This window comes from Mycobacterium sp. (assembly GCF_965229265.1).
GTDB lineage: Bacteria > Actinomycetota > Actinomycetes > Mycobacteriales > Mycobacteriaceae > Mycobacterium.
On record NZ_CBDDIY010000010.1, the window covers coordinates 97,040 to 113,510 of the forward strand.

A 16,471-nucleotide genomic window follows, 5' to 3' on the forward strand; every position below is an offset into this window, starting at 1 on the left:
GCGCTACACGTCGATTGCCGTCGCCTTGGCCCGTGCCGTCCAGCGCCCGTGGTCGTAGCCGACCGAAATCGGGTGCGCGAACGCGGCCGTGACGTGCTCGGTGGTGATAGTGTCGCGGGCCGGGCCGCTGGCCACCGTGCGGCCGTCGGCGATCAGCAGTGCGTGTGTCGTGGTCGTCGGCAGTTCTTCCAGGTGGTGGGTCACCAGGATCGAGGCCACCTCGGGGTGGGTCTGGTCGAGCGAGTCGATCGTTTCGAGGAGCTGCTCGCGTGCGGCGACGTCCAACCCGGTGGTCGGCTCGTCGAGCAACAGCAGCTCGGGTTCCGAAACCAGCGCGCGGGCAATGAGAGTGCGGCCCCGCTCGCCCTGCGAGAGCGTCGGCCACACGGCGTCGGCTTTGTGGGTCAGGCCGACCGCGGCAATCATCGCCTCGGCCCGGTCTGCCTCGGCGGGGCTCGGTGCCCAGCGCATCGGGATGTCGATGGTGGCGGTGATACCGGTGCAGACCACCTGGCGCACGGTCAGTGAATACTGCAGCCGGTGACGGGGATTCACGTGCCCGATCGACCGGCGCAAGGCGGCCAGGTCGGTGCGTCCCATGCGGCTCCCGAGTATCCGCACGGCGCCGGTGGTCGGAAAGGTCACCGCCGCACAGAACCCGAGCAGGGTGCTCTTGCCGGCGCCGTTGGGTCCGAGTAGCGCCCAGTGCTCGCCGGCATTCACCGTGAGCGAGATGCCGTCGATGATCTGCTTTCCGTCGCGACGGAAAGTCACGTCGTCCAGTTGTAGAACGGGGGTCAACGTCGTGATCCCTACGCGGGTCGCGACTTGAGCACCTCGAGAGCCTTGTCGGCGTGGGTGTCCATGTTGACCTCGCTGGCGATGACCTCGAGCACGGTGCGGTCAGCGTCGATGACGAACGTCGTGCGCTTCACCGGGAGGAACTTGCCCAGCAGACCACGCTTGACGCCGAATGCGGTTGCCACTGCGCCGTCGGCGTCGGATAGCAGTGGGTAGTCGAAGCTCTGTGAGTCGGCGAACTTGGCCTGCTTGTCCACCGGGTCGGTGCTGATACCGACTCGGGTCGCGCCCGCTGCGGCGAACTCGGCGGCCAGGTCCCGGAAATGACAGGCTTCTTTAGTGCAGCCCGGAGTCATCGCCGCCGGGTAGAAGAACAACACGATGGGCCCGTCGGCGAGCAGGCTGGTCAGCGAGCGTACGGTGCCGGTCTGGTCCGGCAGTTCGAAGTCCGCAACACGGTCACCACGTTTCATGGGGCACCAGGCTACGCCGGTCAAGACCTGTCGACGGGTCTGGGAGGATGTACGCGTGCAATCCAACCTCGCGGCTACCACGACGCGCGACGAGTTCCGGGCGCTGGCCGCCGAGCACCGGGTGGTGCCGGTGACCCGCAAGGTGCTCGCGGACAGCGAGACCCCGCTGTCGGCGTACCGCAAACTGGCCGCCAACCGCCCCGGGACCTTCCTGCTCGAGTCCGCCGAGAACGGCCGCTCGTGGTCGCGATGGTCGTTCATCGGGGCGGGTTCACCGTCAGCACTGACGGTGCGCGACGGCGAAGCGGTATGGCTGGGCGCCACTCCCCAGGACGCCCCGACCGGTGGTGATCCGCTGCAGGCGCTGCGCGCGACGATGGAACTGCTCTCCACCGGTCCGCTGGCCGGGGTTCCGCCGCTTTCGGGCGGCATGGTGGGCTACTTCGCCTACGACTTCGTCCGGCGCCTCGAGCGCCTCCCCGAGTTGGCCGTCGACGATCTCGGACTGCCCGACATGCTCCTGCTGCTGGCCACCGATCTGGCTGCCGTCGACCACCACGAGGGCACCATCACCCTGATTGCCAACGCGGTGAACTGGAACGGCACCGACGAGCGGGTCGACTGGGCCTACGAGGACGCGGTCGCCCGCCTCGACGTCATGACCACGGCGCTGGGGCAAGCCCTGCCGTCGACGGTGGCCACCTTCGCCAGACCCGCCCCGGTACACCGCGCACAGCGCACCGAGCAGGAGTACAGCGCGGTGGTGGAGCGGCTGGTGAAGGAGATCGAGGCCGGCGAGGCCTTCCAGGTGGTGCCGTCGCAACGCTTCGAGATGGACACCGCAGCTGATCCCATCGATGTCTACCGGATGCTGCGGGTGACCAATCCCAGCCCGTACATGTATCTGATGCACATCCCCGATGAGGTTGGGGGAACGGCGTTTTCGATTGTCGGGTCCAGCCCGGAGGCCTTGGTGACGGTCAAGGGCGGCTGGGCCACAACCCATCCGATCGCCGGGACCCGCTGGCGCGGGGACACCGAGGAGGAAGACCAGCTGCTGGAAAAGGAGCTGCTGGCCGACGAGAAGGAACGCGCCGAGCACCTGATGCTGGTCGATCTCGGCCGCAACGACCTCGGCCGGGTATGCGTCCCGGGCACGGTGCGGGTTGAGGACTACAGCCACATCGAGCGCTACAGCCACGTCATGCATCTGGTCTCGACGGTGACCGGGCTGCTCGCGCAGGGCCGCACACCGCTGGACGCGGTCACCGCCTGCTTCCCGGCCGGCACCCTATCGGGCGCACCGAAGGTCCGCGCGATGGAGCTCATCGAGGAGGTCGAGAAAACCCGCCGAGGCCTCTACGGCGGCGTCGTCGGCTATCTGGACTTCGCCGGCAACGCCGACTTCGCCATCGCCATCCGTACCGCCCTGATGCGAGCCGGCACCGCCTACGTGCAGGCCGGTGGCGGGGTAGTAGCCGACTCCAATGGCCCCTACGAATACACCGAGGCCGCCAACAAGGCCAAGGCGGTCCTCAACGCCATCGCCGCGGCCGAAACTCTGGGCGCGCCGTGATCCGCATCGGGCAACTGCTGCTGGTCGTCTCGGCGCTCAGCCTGTGGGTGGCCTCGCGGCTGCCGTGGGTGGCGGTGACGTCCTTCGACGGGCTGGGGCACCCCAAGACCGTGACATTGACCGGGTCGAGCTGGTCCAACGCGCTGCTGCCGCTGGCGGTGCTGGTGCTGGCCGCCGCGGTGGCCGGGCTGGCCGTGCGGGGCTGGGGGCTGCGAGTGGTGGCCGTGCTGGTGGCCTTGGTCAGTCTGTTGCTGAGCTATCTCGGGGTCAGCCTGATGGTGATGCCCGACGTGGGGCCCCGGGCCGCCGAACTGGCGCAGGTCCCGGTGATGACCCTGGTCGCCAGCGAGCGGCACTACGCCGGCGCGGCGCTGACGGTCGCCGCGGCGGTGTGTGCGCTGGTCGCGGCGGTGCTGCTGATGCGCTCGGCGGCCTCTGGACGGCACACCGCGGCCAAATACGCCGCACCGGCCGCGCGCCGCAGTGCCGCGCGCGACGAAGACGCTGGCACAGCGATCTCCGAGCGCGGCATGTGGGACGCCCTCGACGAGGGGCGCGATCCCACCGAGCGATCCGTCGACACCGAGGGTCGGTGACGGGTGCGCGGTACAGGACGGCTACCCTTCCTAAGACATAAGCGAGATGGTCATCGCGGGAGAAGGGAGTCGGTTGGCATGAGTTCGGCAACCGTGCTCGACTCCATCATCGAGGGTGTCCGGGCTGACGTTGCCGCCCGCGAGGAGATCGTGAGCCTGGCGGAGGTGAAGGCAGCCGCCGAGAGTGCGCCGCCGCCGCTGGACGTGCTGGCGGCACTGCGCGCGCCGGGCATCGCGGTGATCGCCGAAGTCAAGCGCGCCAGCCCATCCCGGGGCCAACTCGCCAACATCGCCGATCCCGCCGAGCTGGCTCGCGCCTACCAAAGCGGCGGTGCGCGGGTGATCAGCGTGCTCACCGAGGAGCGGCGGTTCCACGGCTCGCTGGCCGATCTCGACGCGGTGCGCGCCGCCGTCACGATCCCGGTGCTCCGCAAAGACTTCATTGTGCGGCCCTACCAGATCCACGAGGCCAGGGCCCACGGCGCCGACATGCTGCTACTGATCGTGGCCGCCCTCGAGCAGCCGGCCCTGGAGTCGCTGCTGGAGCGCACCGAGTCGCTCGGTATGACTCCGCTGGTCGAGGTGCACACCGAGGAGGAAGCCGACCGCGCCCTGCAGGCCGGTGCCAAGGTGATTGGGGTCAACGCTCGCGACCTCAAGACCTTGGAGGTGGACCGGGACTGCTTCGCGCGGATCGCGCCGGGGCTGCCCTCGGACATCATCCGGGTGGCCGAGTCGGGCGTGCGCGGCACCGCCGACCTGCTGGCCTACGCCGGTGCGGGGGCTGACGCCGTGCTCGTGGGCGAGGGCCTGGTCACCAGCGGGGATCCCCGCAGCGCGGTGGCTGACCTGGTGACCGCGGGGGCCCATCCGTCGTGCCCGAAACCCGCACGCTGAGTCGTGGCTGACACCTCCACTCCGAACGTGCCGCGCACCAGCGCGGCCGTCGCCGAGCCGACCACCCACGAACCCGACGCGCGCGGTCACTTCGGGGCGTATGGCGGGCGCTACGTGGCCGAGGCGCTGATGGCCGTCATCGAAGAGGTGACCGCCGCCTACGAGAAGGCCCGCACCGATCAGGAGTTCCTGGACCGGCTCGACAACCTGCAGACGCACTACGCCGGCCGGCCATCGCCGCTCTACGAGGCAACCCGGCTCTCCGAGCATCTCGGCGGGGCGCGGGTCTTCCTCAAGCGCGAGGACCTCAACCACACCGGATCGCACAAGATCAACAACGTGCTGGGCCAGGCGTTGCTGGCCAAACAGATGGGCAAGACCCGGGTGATCGCCGAGACCGGCGCCGGCCAGCACGGTGTGGCGACGGCGACCGCGTGTGCGCTGCTGGGCCTGGAGTGCGTGATCTACATGGGCGCCGTCGACACCGCCCGCCAAGCCCTCAACGTGGCGCGGATGCGGCTGTTGGGTGCTGAGGTGGTGTCGGTGGAGTCCGGCTCGAAAACGCTCAAGGACGCCATCAACGACGCCTTCCGCGACTGGGTGACCAACGCGGACAGCACGTACTACTGCTTCGGCACCGCAGCCGGGCCGCACCCGTTCCCGATGATGGTGCGTGACTTCCAGCGCGTCATCGGACTCGAAACCCGCGTCCAGATCCTGGCCCAGGCCGGCCGGCTACCGGACGCGGTGGTTGCGTGCGTGGGTGGCGGCTCCAATGCGATCGGCATCTTCCATCCGTTCATCGATGACGCCGACGTGCGCCTGGTGGGTTTCGAGGCCGCCGGTGACGGTGTTGAAACAGGAAGACACGCAGCAACTTTCGCTGGTGGCACGCCAGGGGCTTTTCAGGGCTCCTACTCCTATCTGTTGCAGAACGAGGACGGCCAGACCATCGAGTCGCACTCGATCTCGGCCGGGCTGGACTATCCGGGCGTCGGCCCCGAGCACGCGTTCCTCAAGGACATCGGCCGCACCGAGTATCGGCCGATCACCGATGTCGAGGCGATGGACGCCTTCCGGTTGCTGTGCCGGCTGGAGGGCATCATTCCCGCCATTGAATCGGCCCACGCCGTCGCGGGAGCGGTGAAGTTGGCTGCCGAGCTGGGGCCGGGCTCCATCATTGTGATCAACCTGTCCGGACGCGGCGACAAAGACGTGGAGACGGCAGCCAAATGGTTCGGCCTGATGGACAACGCGGGCCCGGGAGCTTCATGACCGTCGAGCACAGCCAGTCTGGTCGACTGGGCGGGATTTTCGGCGCGTGTCACGCACAGGGGCGCGCGGCGCTGATTGGCTATCTGCCCACCGGCTATCCCGACGTCGCGACCTCGATCGACGCGATGGTGGCGCTAACTGAATCCGGTTGCGACATCGTCGAAGTCGGGGTGCCGTACTCCGACCCCGGGATGGACGGCCCGGTGATCGCGACCGCCACCAACGTTGCGCTACAAGGCGGTGTGCGGGTGCGCGACACCTTGCGCGCGGTCGAGGCCATCAGCGCCGCGGGTGGAAGCCCGGTGGTGATGACCTACTGGAACCTGATGTTGCACTACGGAATTGATGCCTGGGCTCGTGACCTGGCCGCCGCCGGGGGACTGGGCATGATCACTCCCGATCTCATTCCGGAAGAGGCTGAGCAGTGGATCGCCGCCTCCGATGCTCACAATCTGGACCGGATCTTCCTGGTGGCGCCGTCCTCGACGCCGGAGCGGCTGGCCAAGACGGTGCAGGCCTCGCGGGGATTCGTCTACGCGGCCTCGACCATGGGTGTCACGGGTGCGCGTGACGCGGTGTCCAGTGCTGCCCCGGAATTGGTGCGCCGCGTCAAGGAGATCTCCGACATCCCGGTGGGAGTCGGCCTGGGTGTGCGCTCCGGCGAACAGGCTGCCGAGATCGCGGCGTTTGCCGACGGTGTCATCGTCGGTTCGGCGTTGGTGTCGGCGCTGACTGACGGGGTGTCGGCGGTGCGGGCGTTGACCGAAGAATTGGCTGTGGGTGTGCGACAGAAGGTGCCTGCTTCGTGACGACGACCGTCTTGGCCTACTTCCCGAGCCCGCCGCAGGGCGTGTGGCATCTCGGCCCGATCCCGCTTCGGGCGTATGCGCTGTGCATCATCGCCGGCATCATCGCCGCGCTGGTCATCGGGGATCGCCGGTGGGAGGCACGAGGCGGTGAGCGCGGCGTCATTTACGACATCGCGCTGTGGGCGGTGCCGTTCGGGCTGATCGGTGGCCGGCTCTACCACCTGTTGACGGACTGGCGAACCTATTGGGGTGAAGGCGGCGCCGGTCTGGGCGCGGCACTGCGGATCTGGGACGGCGGTCTGGGGATCTGGGGTGCGGTGGCACTCGGCGGGGTCGGCGCGTGGATCGCCTGCCGGCGCAGGGGAATTCCGCTGCCGGCATTCGGTGACGCGATCGCGCCGGGCATTATTCTGGCGCAGGCGATCGGTCGGTTGGGTAACTACTTCAACCAGGAGTTGTACGGCCGCGAGACGACCATGCCGTGGGGGATGGAGATCTTCTACCGGCGCGATTCGTCGGGCATGGTCGATGTGCATTCCTTGGACGGGGTGTCCACCGGCCAGGTCGCGGCGGTCGTTCAGCCGACGTTCCTGTACGAGCTGGTGTGGAACGTCCTGGTGTTCGTCTTTCTGCTGTGGCTCGACCGGCGCTTCACGATGGGCCACGGCCGGTTGTTCGCGGCCTACGTCGCGGCCTACTGCGTCGGCCGGTTCTGGGTGGAACTGCTGCGTGACGACACCGCGACCCATATCGCTGGTATCCGCGTCAACTCGTTCACGTCGATGTTCGTGTTCATCGGCGCCATCGTCTATATCCTGCTGGCGCCCAAGGGCCGCGAAGATCCCGCATCGTTGGCCGGCAACCAGCCCGCCGCAGGGCCCGAGCACGAGTCGCCCGCCGAGGAAATGGTCGAGGATCTGGTGGCCGTGGCCACCGGCGGCGGGATCCTCGCCGCCGCGACCGTGGCCGGTCAGCATGAAAGCGAAGACGCCGCCGCCGTCGGCGACGTAGAGGAGCAGGCCGAGACTGAGGCTCAGCCCGAGCCCGAGCCCGAGCCGGAGGCGGTAGCCGAGCCTGAGCCCACGCCCGAACCGGAGCCCGAGCCCGAGCCTGAGCCTGAGCCCGAGCCTGAGCCTGAGCCGGAGGCTACGCCCGAACCCGAAGCGGCAGCCGAGCCAGAGCCCGAATCCGAGGCGGTAGCCGAGCCTGAGCCGGAGGCTACGCCCGAACCCGAGGCGGCGGCCGAGCCCGAACCCGAGCCCACGCCGGAGCCCACGCCCGAACCCGAGCCCACGCCGGAGCCCACGCCGGAACCGGAGCCGGAGCCCGCGCCGGAACCGGAGCCCGCGCCGGAACCGGAGCCCACGCCGGAGCCCACGCCCGAACCCGCAGCGCAGCGCCGTTCCTTCCAGGCGGTTGTGCGGCGAGTGCTCTGGGGCGTCGACGTCCACCGTGACTGAGGTTTGCGCGCGCGCAGAAATGTCGTAGGCCAATGGCATACTCGAACACATGTTCGATGATCTGTGCGACTACTTTGAGCCGTCCGATACGGCGCAGTCGCGGGATCTGATCGACCAGCTCGCATCCGCTTCGCGGGAAGAGAACCGCGCCGCCGCCCGGCGGCTAAGCGCGATCGCCGAACTCTTCGAGCTACGCCGAAACGAACGGGGCGAACGAGAAGACTGGGCGGTTGATACCTGGGCGGCGGTGGGTGCTGAGGTGGCCGCCGCGCTGCGGGTCAGCCTGGCGAAGGCCGGCAGCTACATGAACTACGCGCTGGCCATGCGTCGGCTGCCCAAGGTCTCTGCCGTCTTCGCCGCCGGTGACATCGACTACCAGGTCTTTCAGGCCATCGTCTTCCGGACGCACCTCACCTCCGATTCCGGCGCCGCTGCCGCGGTCGATGCCGACCTCGCCGCCCGCGTCCCGCGTTGGCCGTCAATGACGCGAGGCCGGCTGGCCACCGAGATCGACCGCATCGTGGGCAAGCACGACCCCGACGCGGTGGGCCGCCTGCAGGAGCGCGCCCGCGGCCGGGAGGTGACGGTCTGGGCCTCAACCGAGGGCTGTGCCGATGTGTCCGGCAGGCTCTTCGCCACCGATGCGGCGGCCCTGGACAGGCGGCTGCACGCGATGGCGAAGTCGGTGTGCGAGGCGGACCCGCGCACGGTCAACGAGCGCCGGGCCGATGCCCTGGGCGCACTGGCCACCGGCGCGGATCGATTGGCCTGCCGCTGCGGTCACGCCGAATGCCCGGCGGCGGAGTCGCCGGCCCCCTCGGTGGTCATCCACGTCGTTGCCGGCCAGGCGACCCTCGATGGCACGGCCAACGAGCCGGCGTATCTGCTGGACACGGGTGCACTGATCGCGCCGGAACTGCTGGCCCAACTGGCGGCCACGGCCCGGAAGCGCCCGTTGACCTTCCCCGCCGACACACCGGCCGAGCCCGGTTACCGTCCCTCCCGCGCGCTGGCCGACTTTGTTCGGGCTCGCGATCTCACCTGCCGTGCTCCCGGCTGCGACCGGCCCGCGACCGGCTGCGATATCGACCACACCGTCCCGTGGCCGAACGGGCCGACGCGGGCCTCCAACCTGAAATGTCTCTGCCGCGAACACCACATCCTGAAGACGTTCTGGGGCTGGAAGGACCAGCAGCTCGCCGACGGCACCGTCATCTGGACACTTCCGAATCGGCACACCTATGTCACGACACCCGGTAGCGCCTGGCTGTTTCCCACCCTGGCCAGACCGACCGGCGCGGCGCCGACGGCGGTGGTGGATTCATCCCAAGACCACGCCGACCGGTCGGCCATGATGCCCAAACGTTCGACCACCCGAGCACATAACCGAGCACACCGCATTGCCGCCGAGCGCGCGCACAACCGAGCGCAACGCATTCCGGCGGCAACGACCCGGTCGGGGTCGGGCCCGCCGCGTTCCGACGACGCGCCGCCCTTCTAGGTTGCGGCCGGCTCTGGCATGCTGTGCACATGACCGAGCCGCAGTTCGGAGGCACCGAAGGCAGCACGCCGCCGCCCAACTACCCGCCCCCGCCCAGCTACCCGCCGCCCGGCCAGTACCCGCTCCCACCGCAGTACCCCGCGCCCGGCGCCTACCTGGACCCGGCGGCCCCGTTCGGCCGCCATCCGCTGACCGGCGAACCCTTCTCCGACAAGTCCAAGGTCGTCGCCGGCTTGCTGCAGCTCCTCGGCCTGTTCGGGATCGTCGGCATCGGCCGTATCTATCTGGGCTACACCGGCCTGGGCGTCGCGCAGCTGCTCGTCGGCCTCGTCACGTGCGGCATCGGCGCGGTCATCTGGGGCATCGTCGATGCGGTGCTGATCCTGACCGACAAGGTGCGTGACCCCGCGGGCCGTCCGTTGCGTGATGGAACGTAGTGCCGCTGCTCTAGGCACGGGTGCGCTGACGCTCGGCGCCCTCGCTTACATCGGATTGGCCGACCCGCACCGACCCGGCTCGCTGTTCCCGCCCTGCCCGTTCAAGCTGCTCACCGGCTGGAACTGTCCAGCCTGCGGCGGCCTCCGAATGACCCACGACCTACTGCACGGTGACGTGGCTGCCGCCGTCGTCGACAACGTCTTCCTATTGGTCGGCCTGCCGCTGCTGGCGTTCTGGGTGATCTGGCGGATCAAACGCGGCGAGCAGGCATGGACGCTGCCCGCCATCGTCGTGATTGCGGTCGCCGCCGTCGGCTGGACAGTGGTCCGCAATCTGCCCGGCTTCCCGCTGGTCCCCACACTTCTCGGACAGTAGGCGCCCGCCTGCGCTGATACACTCGGAGTTCGGCGCGACGGATGTTCGTGCCGAATCATCGGGCCGGCGCAGTCCCAGACATCACCCGTCAGACTGCGGCAGGGCCACACCTCTCCAGCGCGTCGCGCGCAGGCAGCTTTCCCGCCGCATGACCGACCGCGGAGGAGCGTGGAATGCTGTTCTCAGCACTTCCCGAAGCCCAGGGCCTCTACGACCCCCAGCACGAGTCCGACTCGTGTGGCGTGGCAATGGTGGCCGACATTCAGGGCCGACGGTCGCACCAGATCGTCGCCGACGGCCTCATCGCCCTGGAGCACCTCGAGCACCGCGGTGCCGCCGGCGCCGAGCCCAACAGCGGCGATGGTGCCGGGATCCTGCTGCAGCTGCCGGTCGAACTGCTGCGCGCCGTCGTCGATTTCGAGCTGCCCGCATCGGTTGGCGACGCGAACGCCTTCGCCGCCGGCATCTGCTTCATGCCCCAGGACCCGGTGGCCCGGCGGTCGGCGATCGAGTGGGTCGAGCGCGTCGCGGTAGACGAGGGCCTGGAGGTGCTGGGCTGGCGGCCGGTGCCGGTCGATCCCGACGGCGCCGAGGTCGGCGCGACCGCGCTGGGTTGTATGCCCTATATGTCGATGCTCTTCGTGACCGCACTCGAACGAAACGGCAACCGCCCCAGTGGAATCGACCTGGACCGCCTGGTCTACCCGCTGCGCAAGCGCGCCGAGCAGGGCGAGGTGTACTTCCCGTCGCTGTCCAGCCGCACGATTGCCTACAAGGGCATGCTCACCACGATGCAGCTGCCCAAATACTTCGCCGACCTGCGCGACGAGCGCTGCATGAGTGCGATCGCGATCGTGCACAGCCGCTTCTCCACCAACACCTTCCCGTCCTGGCCGCTGGCGCACCCGTTCCGCTTTGTGGCCCACAACGGCGAGATCAACACCGTGCGCGGCAACCGCAACCGGATGCACGCCCGCGAAGCCATGCTGGCCAGCTCGAAGATCCCCGGCGACCTGAGCCGGCTCTCGCCGATCTGCACCCCGGGCGCCTCCGACTCGGCATCGTTCGACCAGGTGCTCGAGCTGCTGCACCTTGGCGGTCGCAGCCTGCCGCACGCGGTGATGATGATGATCCCGGAGGCCTGGGAGAACAACGCGACGCTGGATCCGGCCCGCCGGGCCTTCTGCCAGTACCACGCGTCGGTCATGGAACCCTGGGACGGGCCGGCGTGTGTGACCTTCACCGACGGTACCGTCGTGGGAGCGGTGTTGGACCGCAACGGATTACGTCCGGGCCGGTGGTGGCGCACGATCGACGACCGGGTGATCCTGGCTAGCGAGAGCGGTGTGCTGGACATCCCGCCGGGCGAAGTCGTCGCCAAGGGCCGCCTGGAACCGGGCAAGATGTTCCTGATCGACACCGCCGCGGGGCGCATCGTGTCCGACGACGAGATCAAGGATCAGCTCGCCGCTGGGGTTCCCTACGGCGAATGGCTGCACGCCGGACTGCTCGACATCACGACCCTGCCCGCACGCATCCGGGTCGCGCCGAACCACGAATCGGTGGTCCGCCGTCAGATCGCCTTCGGCTACACCGAAGAGGACCTGCGCATCCTGCTCACGCCGATGGCCGCCTCCGGTCAGGAGCCGCTGGGCTCGATGGGCACCGACACCCCGGTGGCCGTGCTCTCGCAACGCTCCAAGCTGCTCTACGACTACTTCGTCGAGTTGTTCGCCCAGGTCACCAACCCGCCGCTGGACGCCATCCGCGAGGAGATCGTCACGTCGATGGCACGCGTCATGGGCCCGGAGCAGAATCTGCTGGAGCCCACCGCCGCGTCGTGTCGCCAGATCCTGCTGCATTGGCCCGTTCTGGATAACGACGAGCTGAACCGGATCGTCCACATCAACGACGACGGTGAGCAGCCCGGCCTCAAGACTGCGGTCCTGCGGGCGCTCTACGACGTGGAACGCGGCGGGGAGGGGCTGGCCGACGCCATCGAGGAGCTGCGTCACCGCGCCTCCGAGGCGATCGCCAAAGGCGCTCGCACACTGGTGATCTCGGATCGCGACTCCGATCACACCAAGGCGCCCATCCCGTCGTTGCTGGCGGTCTCCGCGGTGCACCACCACCTGGTGCGGACCAAGCAGCGCACCATGGTGGCGCTGGTGGTGGAAAGCGGCGATGCCCGCGAGGTGCACCACATCGCGCTGCTGATCGGCTACGGCGCTGCCGCGGTCAACCCGTACCTGGCCTTCGAGTCGATCGAGGACCTGATCCGGGAGGGGGAGCTCACCGGTATCGAGGCCGGAACGGCGGTGCGCAACTACCTCAAGGCGCTGGGCAAGGGCGTCATGAAGGTGATGAGCAAGATGGGCATCTCCACCGTCGGGTCCTACACGGCGGCACAGGCTTTCGAGGCGATCGGGCTGAGCAAGGACGTCGTCGACGAATACCTGACCGGAACCGTGAGCCAGCTCGGCGGCGTCGGCCTGGACGTGCTGGCCGAGGAGGTCAAGCAGCGCCACCGCCGGGCCTACCCGGAGAACCCCACCGAGCGGGTGCACCGTCGGCTCGAGGTCGGCGGCGAGTACCAGTTCCGGCGGGAGGGTGAACTGCACCTGTTCACCCCGGAAACCGTTTTCCTGCTGCAGCATTCGACGCGCACCGGACGCAACGACGTGTTCGCCAAGTACTCCGATGAGGTCAACCGGCTGGCCCGGGAGGGCGGCGCTCTGCGCGGCCTGTTCACCTTCCGGAAGGGCCTGCGCCCGCCGGTCCCGCTGCACGAGGTCGAGTCCGTCGACGCGATCTGCGCCCGATTCAACACTGGCGCGATGAGCTACGGGTCGATCTCCCAAGAGGCCCACGAGACCATGGCGATCGCGATGAACAACCTCGGCGGCCGGTCCAACAGCGGCGAGGGTGGCGAGGATGCCGATCGGCTCTATGACCCGCGCCGGCGCAGCGCGGTGAAGCAGGTCGCCTCCGGCCGGTTCGGGGTGACCAGTGACTACCTGGTCAACGCGACCGACATCCAGATCAAGATGGCCCAGGGCGCCAAGCCCGGTGAGGGTGGGCAGCTGCCCGGTTTCAAGGTGTATCCCAACATCGCCAAGACCCGGCACTCCACACCCGGGGTCGGGCTGATCTCGCCGCCCCCGCACCACGACATCTACTCCATCGAGGATCTCGCGCAGCTGATCCACGACCTCAAGAACGCCAACTCCCAAGCGCGCATCCACGTCAAGCTGGTCAGCTCGGTCGGCGTCGGAACGGTGGCGGCCGGGGTGTCCAAGGCGCACGCCGATGTCGTGCTGATCTCGGGGTATGACGGCGGCACCGGCGCGGCGCCGCTGACCAGCCTCAAACACGCCGGCGCGCCCTGGGAGATCGGCCTGGCCGACACCCAGCAGACGTTGATGCTCAACGGACTTCGCGACCGCATCACGGTGCAGTGCGACGGCGGCCTGCGCACTGCGCGCGACGTGATGGTCGCCGCCCTGCTCGGCGCCGAGGAGTTCGGCTTCTCCACCGCCCCGCTGGTGGTCGCCGGCTGCATCATGATGCGGGTCTGCCATCTGGATACCTGCCCGGTCGGGGTGGCCACCCAGAACCCGGAACTGCGTGCGCGGTTCAACGGCAAGCCGGAGTTCGTCGAGAACTTCTTCCGGTTCATCGCCGAGGACGTTCGCACCATGCTGGCCGAGCTGGGCTTCCGCAGTATCGACGAGGCGGTCGGCCACGCCGAGATGCTCGACACCGACGACGGCGTGGCGCACTGGAAGAGCAAAGGGCTGGACCTGAGCCCGGTCTTCACCGTGCCCACCGACGCCCACGGCGAGCCGCTGACCCAGCGCCGGCGGCTGCGCGACCAGGACCACGGTCTGGACCAGGCGCTGGACCAGACCTTGATCGCGCTGGCGGAGGGTGCCTTGGAGGACGCGCACCCGGTGCGGCTGGAACTGCCGGTGCGCAACGTCAACCGAACCGTCGGCACCCTCCTGGGTTCGGAGGTCACCCGCCGCTACGGCGCCCAAGGGCTGCCCGACGACACCATCCACATCACGCTGACCGGCTCGGCCGGCCAGTCGCTGGGGGCGTTCCTGCCCCCGGGTATCACCCTTGAACTCATCGGTGACGCCAACGACTATGTGGGCAAAGGCCTTTCCGGTGGCCGGGTGTACGTCCGCCCGCCCGACGACGTCCTGTTCCTGCCCGAGGACAACGTGATCGCCGGCAACACCCTGCTCTACGGGGCCACCTCCGGTGAGGTGTATCTGCGCGGCCGGGCCGGGGAACGGTTCGCCGCCCGCAACTCCGGCGCCCTGGCGGTGGCCGAGGGGGTCGGCGACCACGCCTGCGAGTACATGACCGGTGGCCGGGTGGTGGTGTTGGGCCGCACCGGGCGCAACATGGCCGCGGGCATGTCCGGCGGCATCGCCTACGTGCTGGGCCTGAACCCGGCGATGGTGAACACCGCGATGGTCGAGCTGCAGAAGCTGGAGCCCGACGACCTGACATGGCTGCACGAGGTCGTCGCTCGGCACGCTCACGTCACCGGCAGCACGCTTGCCAAGTCGGTGCTCTCCGACTGGCCGCGGCGCAGCGCCCAATTCACCAAGATCATGCCCACCGACTACCAGCGGGTGCTGGAGGCCACCCGGATGGCCAAGGCGGAGGGGCGCGACGTCGACACCGCGATCATGGAGGCAACCCGTGGCTGACCCGACCGGATTCCTGAAGGTCCCCAAAATCGAGGCGAGCAAGCGGGCGGTCGACGAGCGCATCGGCGACTGGCGCGAGGTGTACGAGCGCCAGCAGCCGCAGCAACGGGCGAACGAGGTCTCGCAGCAGGCCCGGCGTTGCATGGACTGCGGAATCCCGTTCTGCCACTCCGGAACTGCGGGTTGTCCGCTGGGCAACCTGATCCCGGAATGGAACGACCTGGTGCGCCGTGGGCGTTGGGACGCCGCCAGTGAACGCCTGCACGCCACCAACAACTTCCCGGAGTTCACCGGCCGGCTGTGCCCGGCACCGTGTGAAGCTGCCTGTGTGCTGTCGATCGCCGAGGATCAGACCGGTGGCAGTGTGACTATCAAACGCATCGAGAACACCATCGCCGATCAGGCCTGGCGGCTGGGCATCGTCGAGGCGCAACCGGCCGCCATCGGCACCGGCAAGAGCGTCGCCGTCGTCGGCTCCGGGCCCGCGGGACTGGCCGCCGCCCAACAGCTGACCCGCGCGGGACACCATGTCACGGTCTACGAGCGCGACGACCGCCTCGGCGGCCTGCTGCGCTACGGCATCCCCGAGTACAAACTGGAGAAGGCCACCCTCAATCAACGGCTGGCCCAGATGCGGGCCGAGGGAACACGTTTCGTCACCGACTGCGAGGTCGGGGTGGACGTCTCGGTGGACGAGCTGCGCAGCCGGTTCGATGCCGTGGTGCTGGCCGTCGGCGCGCTGCGCGGGCGGGACAGCGAGGTCGAGGGCCGCCATCTCAACGGTGTGCACCTGGCGATGGAGCACCTGGTCCCGGCCAACCGCGAGTGCGAGGGTGACGGCGCCTCGCCCATCTCCGCCGCCGGCAAGCACGTGGTGATCATCGGCGGCGGCGACACCGGCGCGGACTGTCTGGGCACCGCGCACCGGCAGGGCGCGGCCTCGGTCACCCAGCTCGACTACAACCCGCAGCCGCCCGATGTCCGCAACGACGAGGTCTCCCCGTGGCCGACGTGGCCACTGGTGCTGCGGCCATCACCGGCGCACGCCGAGGGCGGCACCGTGCACTACCAGGTGGCTGTGCAACGTTTCGTCGGCGACGACGACGGCAACCTGCGCGCCATGGTGATCGCGGAGGTAAAGGTGGAGCGGGTCGACGGGCGCCGCGTCATCACCCCGGTCGGCGAATCGCTGGAGCTTCCCTGCGACCTGGCCTTGTTGGCGATCGGCTTCGAGGGTGTCGAGCACATGGCGCTGCTCGACGATCTCGGCATCACCCTGAGCCCGCGGGGTGTCATCAGTTGTGGATCGGACTGGCAGACCGACGCGCCCGGCGTGTTCGTCTGCGGCGACGCCCACCGCGGGGCGTCGCTGGTGGTCTGGGCGATCGCCGAAGGCCGAGCCGCCGCGCATGCGGTCGACGCGTTCCTGATGGGTGATTCGGATCTACCCGAACCGGTACGGCCGAACCAATTGCCGTTGGCCGTCGTCTGAGTGAACAGCGACCCACCCCCATCTGTATCGGTCGAGATGCCCATGAACCGC

General features: G+C 68.9%; 13 protein-coding genes. 11 read left to right on the plus strand and 2 right to left on the minus strand.

The features are described 5' to 3' along the window. Window positions 1-3 precede the first annotated feature (3 nt). Complete coding sequence (locus ADBZ9K_RS02680) at window positions 4-801, minus strand: ABC transporter ATP-binding protein (protein ID WP_526618340.1); 798 nt, start codon at window positions 799-801, stop codon at window positions 4-6. 11 nt (window positions 802-812) lie between these two features. Beyond that, complete coding sequence (locus ADBZ9K_RS02685) at window positions 813-1,274, minus strand: peroxiredoxin (RefSeq protein WP_526618341.1); 462 nt, start codon at window positions 1,272-1,274, stop codon at window positions 813-815. Window positions 1,275-1,329: 55 nt separating this feature from the next. Here ADBZ9K_RS02685 and ADBZ9K_RS02690 point away from each other — a divergent pair, with 55 nt between their 5' ends. The 11 genes from ADBZ9K_RS02690 to gltD all read left to right on the plus strand — a co-directional run bounded on the left by ADBZ9K_RS02690 (window position 1,330) and on the right by gltD (window position 16,420). After that, window positions 1,330-2,850: an anthranilate synthase component I gene (locus ADBZ9K_RS02690; protein ID WP_526618342.1), complete on the plus strand. Its 1,521-nt coding sequence runs from the start codon at window positions 1,330-1,332 to the stop codon at window positions 2,848-2,850. Further along, on the plus strand, window positions 2,847-3,446 hold the full coding sequence (locus tag ADBZ9K_RS02695) for a TIGR02234 family membrane protein (protein ID WP_526618343.1): 600 nt from the start codon (window positions 2,847-2,849) through the stop codon (window positions 3,444-3,446). Before ADBZ9K_RS02690 ends, ADBZ9K_RS02695 begins: the two co-directional genes overlap by 4 nt. 78 nt (window positions 3,447-3,524) lie before the next feature. Beyond that, on the plus strand, window positions 3,525-4,343 hold the full coding sequence (trpC, locus tag ADBZ9K_RS02700; protein WP_526618344.1) for an indole-3-glycerol phosphate synthase TrpC: 819 nt from the start codon (window positions 3,525-3,527) through the stop codon (window positions 4,341-4,343). 3 nt (window positions 4,344-4,346) lie between these two features. Beyond that, window positions 4,347-5,618 (plus strand): tryptophan synthase subunit beta, encoded by a 1,272-nt coding sequence (trpB, locus tag ADBZ9K_RS02705; protein ID WP_526618345.1) that lies wholly within the window; start codon window positions 4,347-4,349, stop codon window positions 5,616-5,618. Continuing rightward, window positions 5,615-6,427 (plus strand): tryptophan synthase subunit alpha, encoded by an 813-nt coding sequence (trpA, locus tag ADBZ9K_RS02710; protein WP_526618346.1) that lies wholly within the window; start codon window positions 5,615-5,617, stop codon window positions 6,425-6,427. Before trpB ends, trpA begins: the two co-directional genes overlap by 4 nt. Beyond that, complete coding sequence (locus ADBZ9K_RS02715; protein WP_526618347.1) at window positions 6,424-7,887, plus strand: prolipoprotein diacylglyceryl transferase; 1,464 nt, start codon at window positions 6,424-6,426, stop codon at window positions 7,885-7,887. The genes trpA and ADBZ9K_RS02715 overlap by 4 nt, the downstream gene beginning before the upstream one ends. A 49-nt stretch (window positions 7,888-7,936) precedes the next feature. Further along, window positions 7,937-9,388, plus strand: a complete 1,452-nt coding sequence (locus tag ADBZ9K_RS02720) for an HNH endonuclease signature motif containing protein (protein WP_526618348.1) — start codon at window positions 7,937-7,939, stop codon at window positions 9,386-9,388. A 29-nt stretch (window positions 9,389-9,417) separates the two neighbouring features. Beyond that, complete coding sequence (locus tag ADBZ9K_RS02725; RefSeq protein ID WP_526618349.1) at window positions 9,418-9,825, plus strand: NINE protein; 408 nt, start codon at window positions 9,418-9,420, stop codon at window positions 9,823-9,825. Then, window positions 9,815-10,201 carry a DUF2752 domain-containing protein gene (locus ADBZ9K_RS02730; protein WP_526618350.1) on the plus strand — a complete coding sequence of 129 codons (387 nt, stop codon included), beginning with the start codon at window positions 9,815-9,817 and terminating at the stop codon, window positions 10,199-10,201. The genes ADBZ9K_RS02725 and ADBZ9K_RS02730 overlap by 11 nt, the downstream gene beginning before the upstream one ends. A 173-nt stretch (window positions 10,202-10,374) precedes the next feature. Then, the gene (gltB, locus tag ADBZ9K_RS02735; protein ID WP_526618351.1) at window positions 10,375-14,928 is read left to right on the plus strand and encodes a glutamate synthase large subunit; all 4,554 of its coding nucleotides are present in this window, start codon (window positions 10,375-10,377) and stop codon (window positions 14,926-14,928) included. Continuing rightward, window positions 14,921-16,420 (plus strand): glutamate synthase small subunit, encoded by a 1,500-nt coding sequence (gene gltD / locus ADBZ9K_RS02740; RefSeq protein WP_526618352.1) that lies wholly within the window; start codon window positions 14,921-14,923, stop codon window positions 16,418-16,420. The genes gltB and gltD overlap by 8 nt, the downstream gene beginning before the upstream one ends. The last annotated feature ends 51 nt before the right edge of the window (window positions 16,421-16,471 follow it).

What these genes read in the sequence shown, in the direction of transcription:
- ADBZ9K_RS02685 (WP_526618341.1), bottom strand. Translation starts at nt 1,274, where the DNA reads ATGAAACGTGGTGACCGTGTTGCGGACTTCGAACTGCCGGACCAGACC.
- ADBZ9K_RS02730 (WP_526618350.1), top strand. Translation starts at nt 9,815, where the DNA reads ATGGAACGTAGTGCCGCTGCTCTAGGCACGGGTGCGCTGACGCTCGGC.
- trpA (WP_526618346.1), top strand. Translation starts at nt 5,615, where the DNA reads ATGACCGTCGAGCACAGCCAGTCTGGTCGACTGGGCGGGATTTTCGGC.
- gltB (WP_526618351.1), top strand. Translation starts at nt 10,375, where the DNA reads ATGCTGTTCTCAGCACTTCCCGAAGCCCAGGGCCTCTACGACCCCCAG.
- ADBZ9K_RS02725 (WP_526618349.1), top strand. Translation starts at nt 9,418, where the DNA reads ATGACCGAGCCGCAGTTCGGAGGCACCGAAGGCAGCACGCCGCCGCCC.
- ADBZ9K_RS02720 (WP_526618348.1), top strand. Translation starts at nt 7,937, where the DNA reads ATGTTCGATGATCTGTGCGACTACTTTGAGCCGTCCGATACGGCGCAG.
- trpC (WP_526618344.1), top strand. Translation starts at nt 3,525, where the DNA reads ATGAGTTCGGCAACCGTGCTCGACTCCATCATCGAGGGTGTCCGGGCT.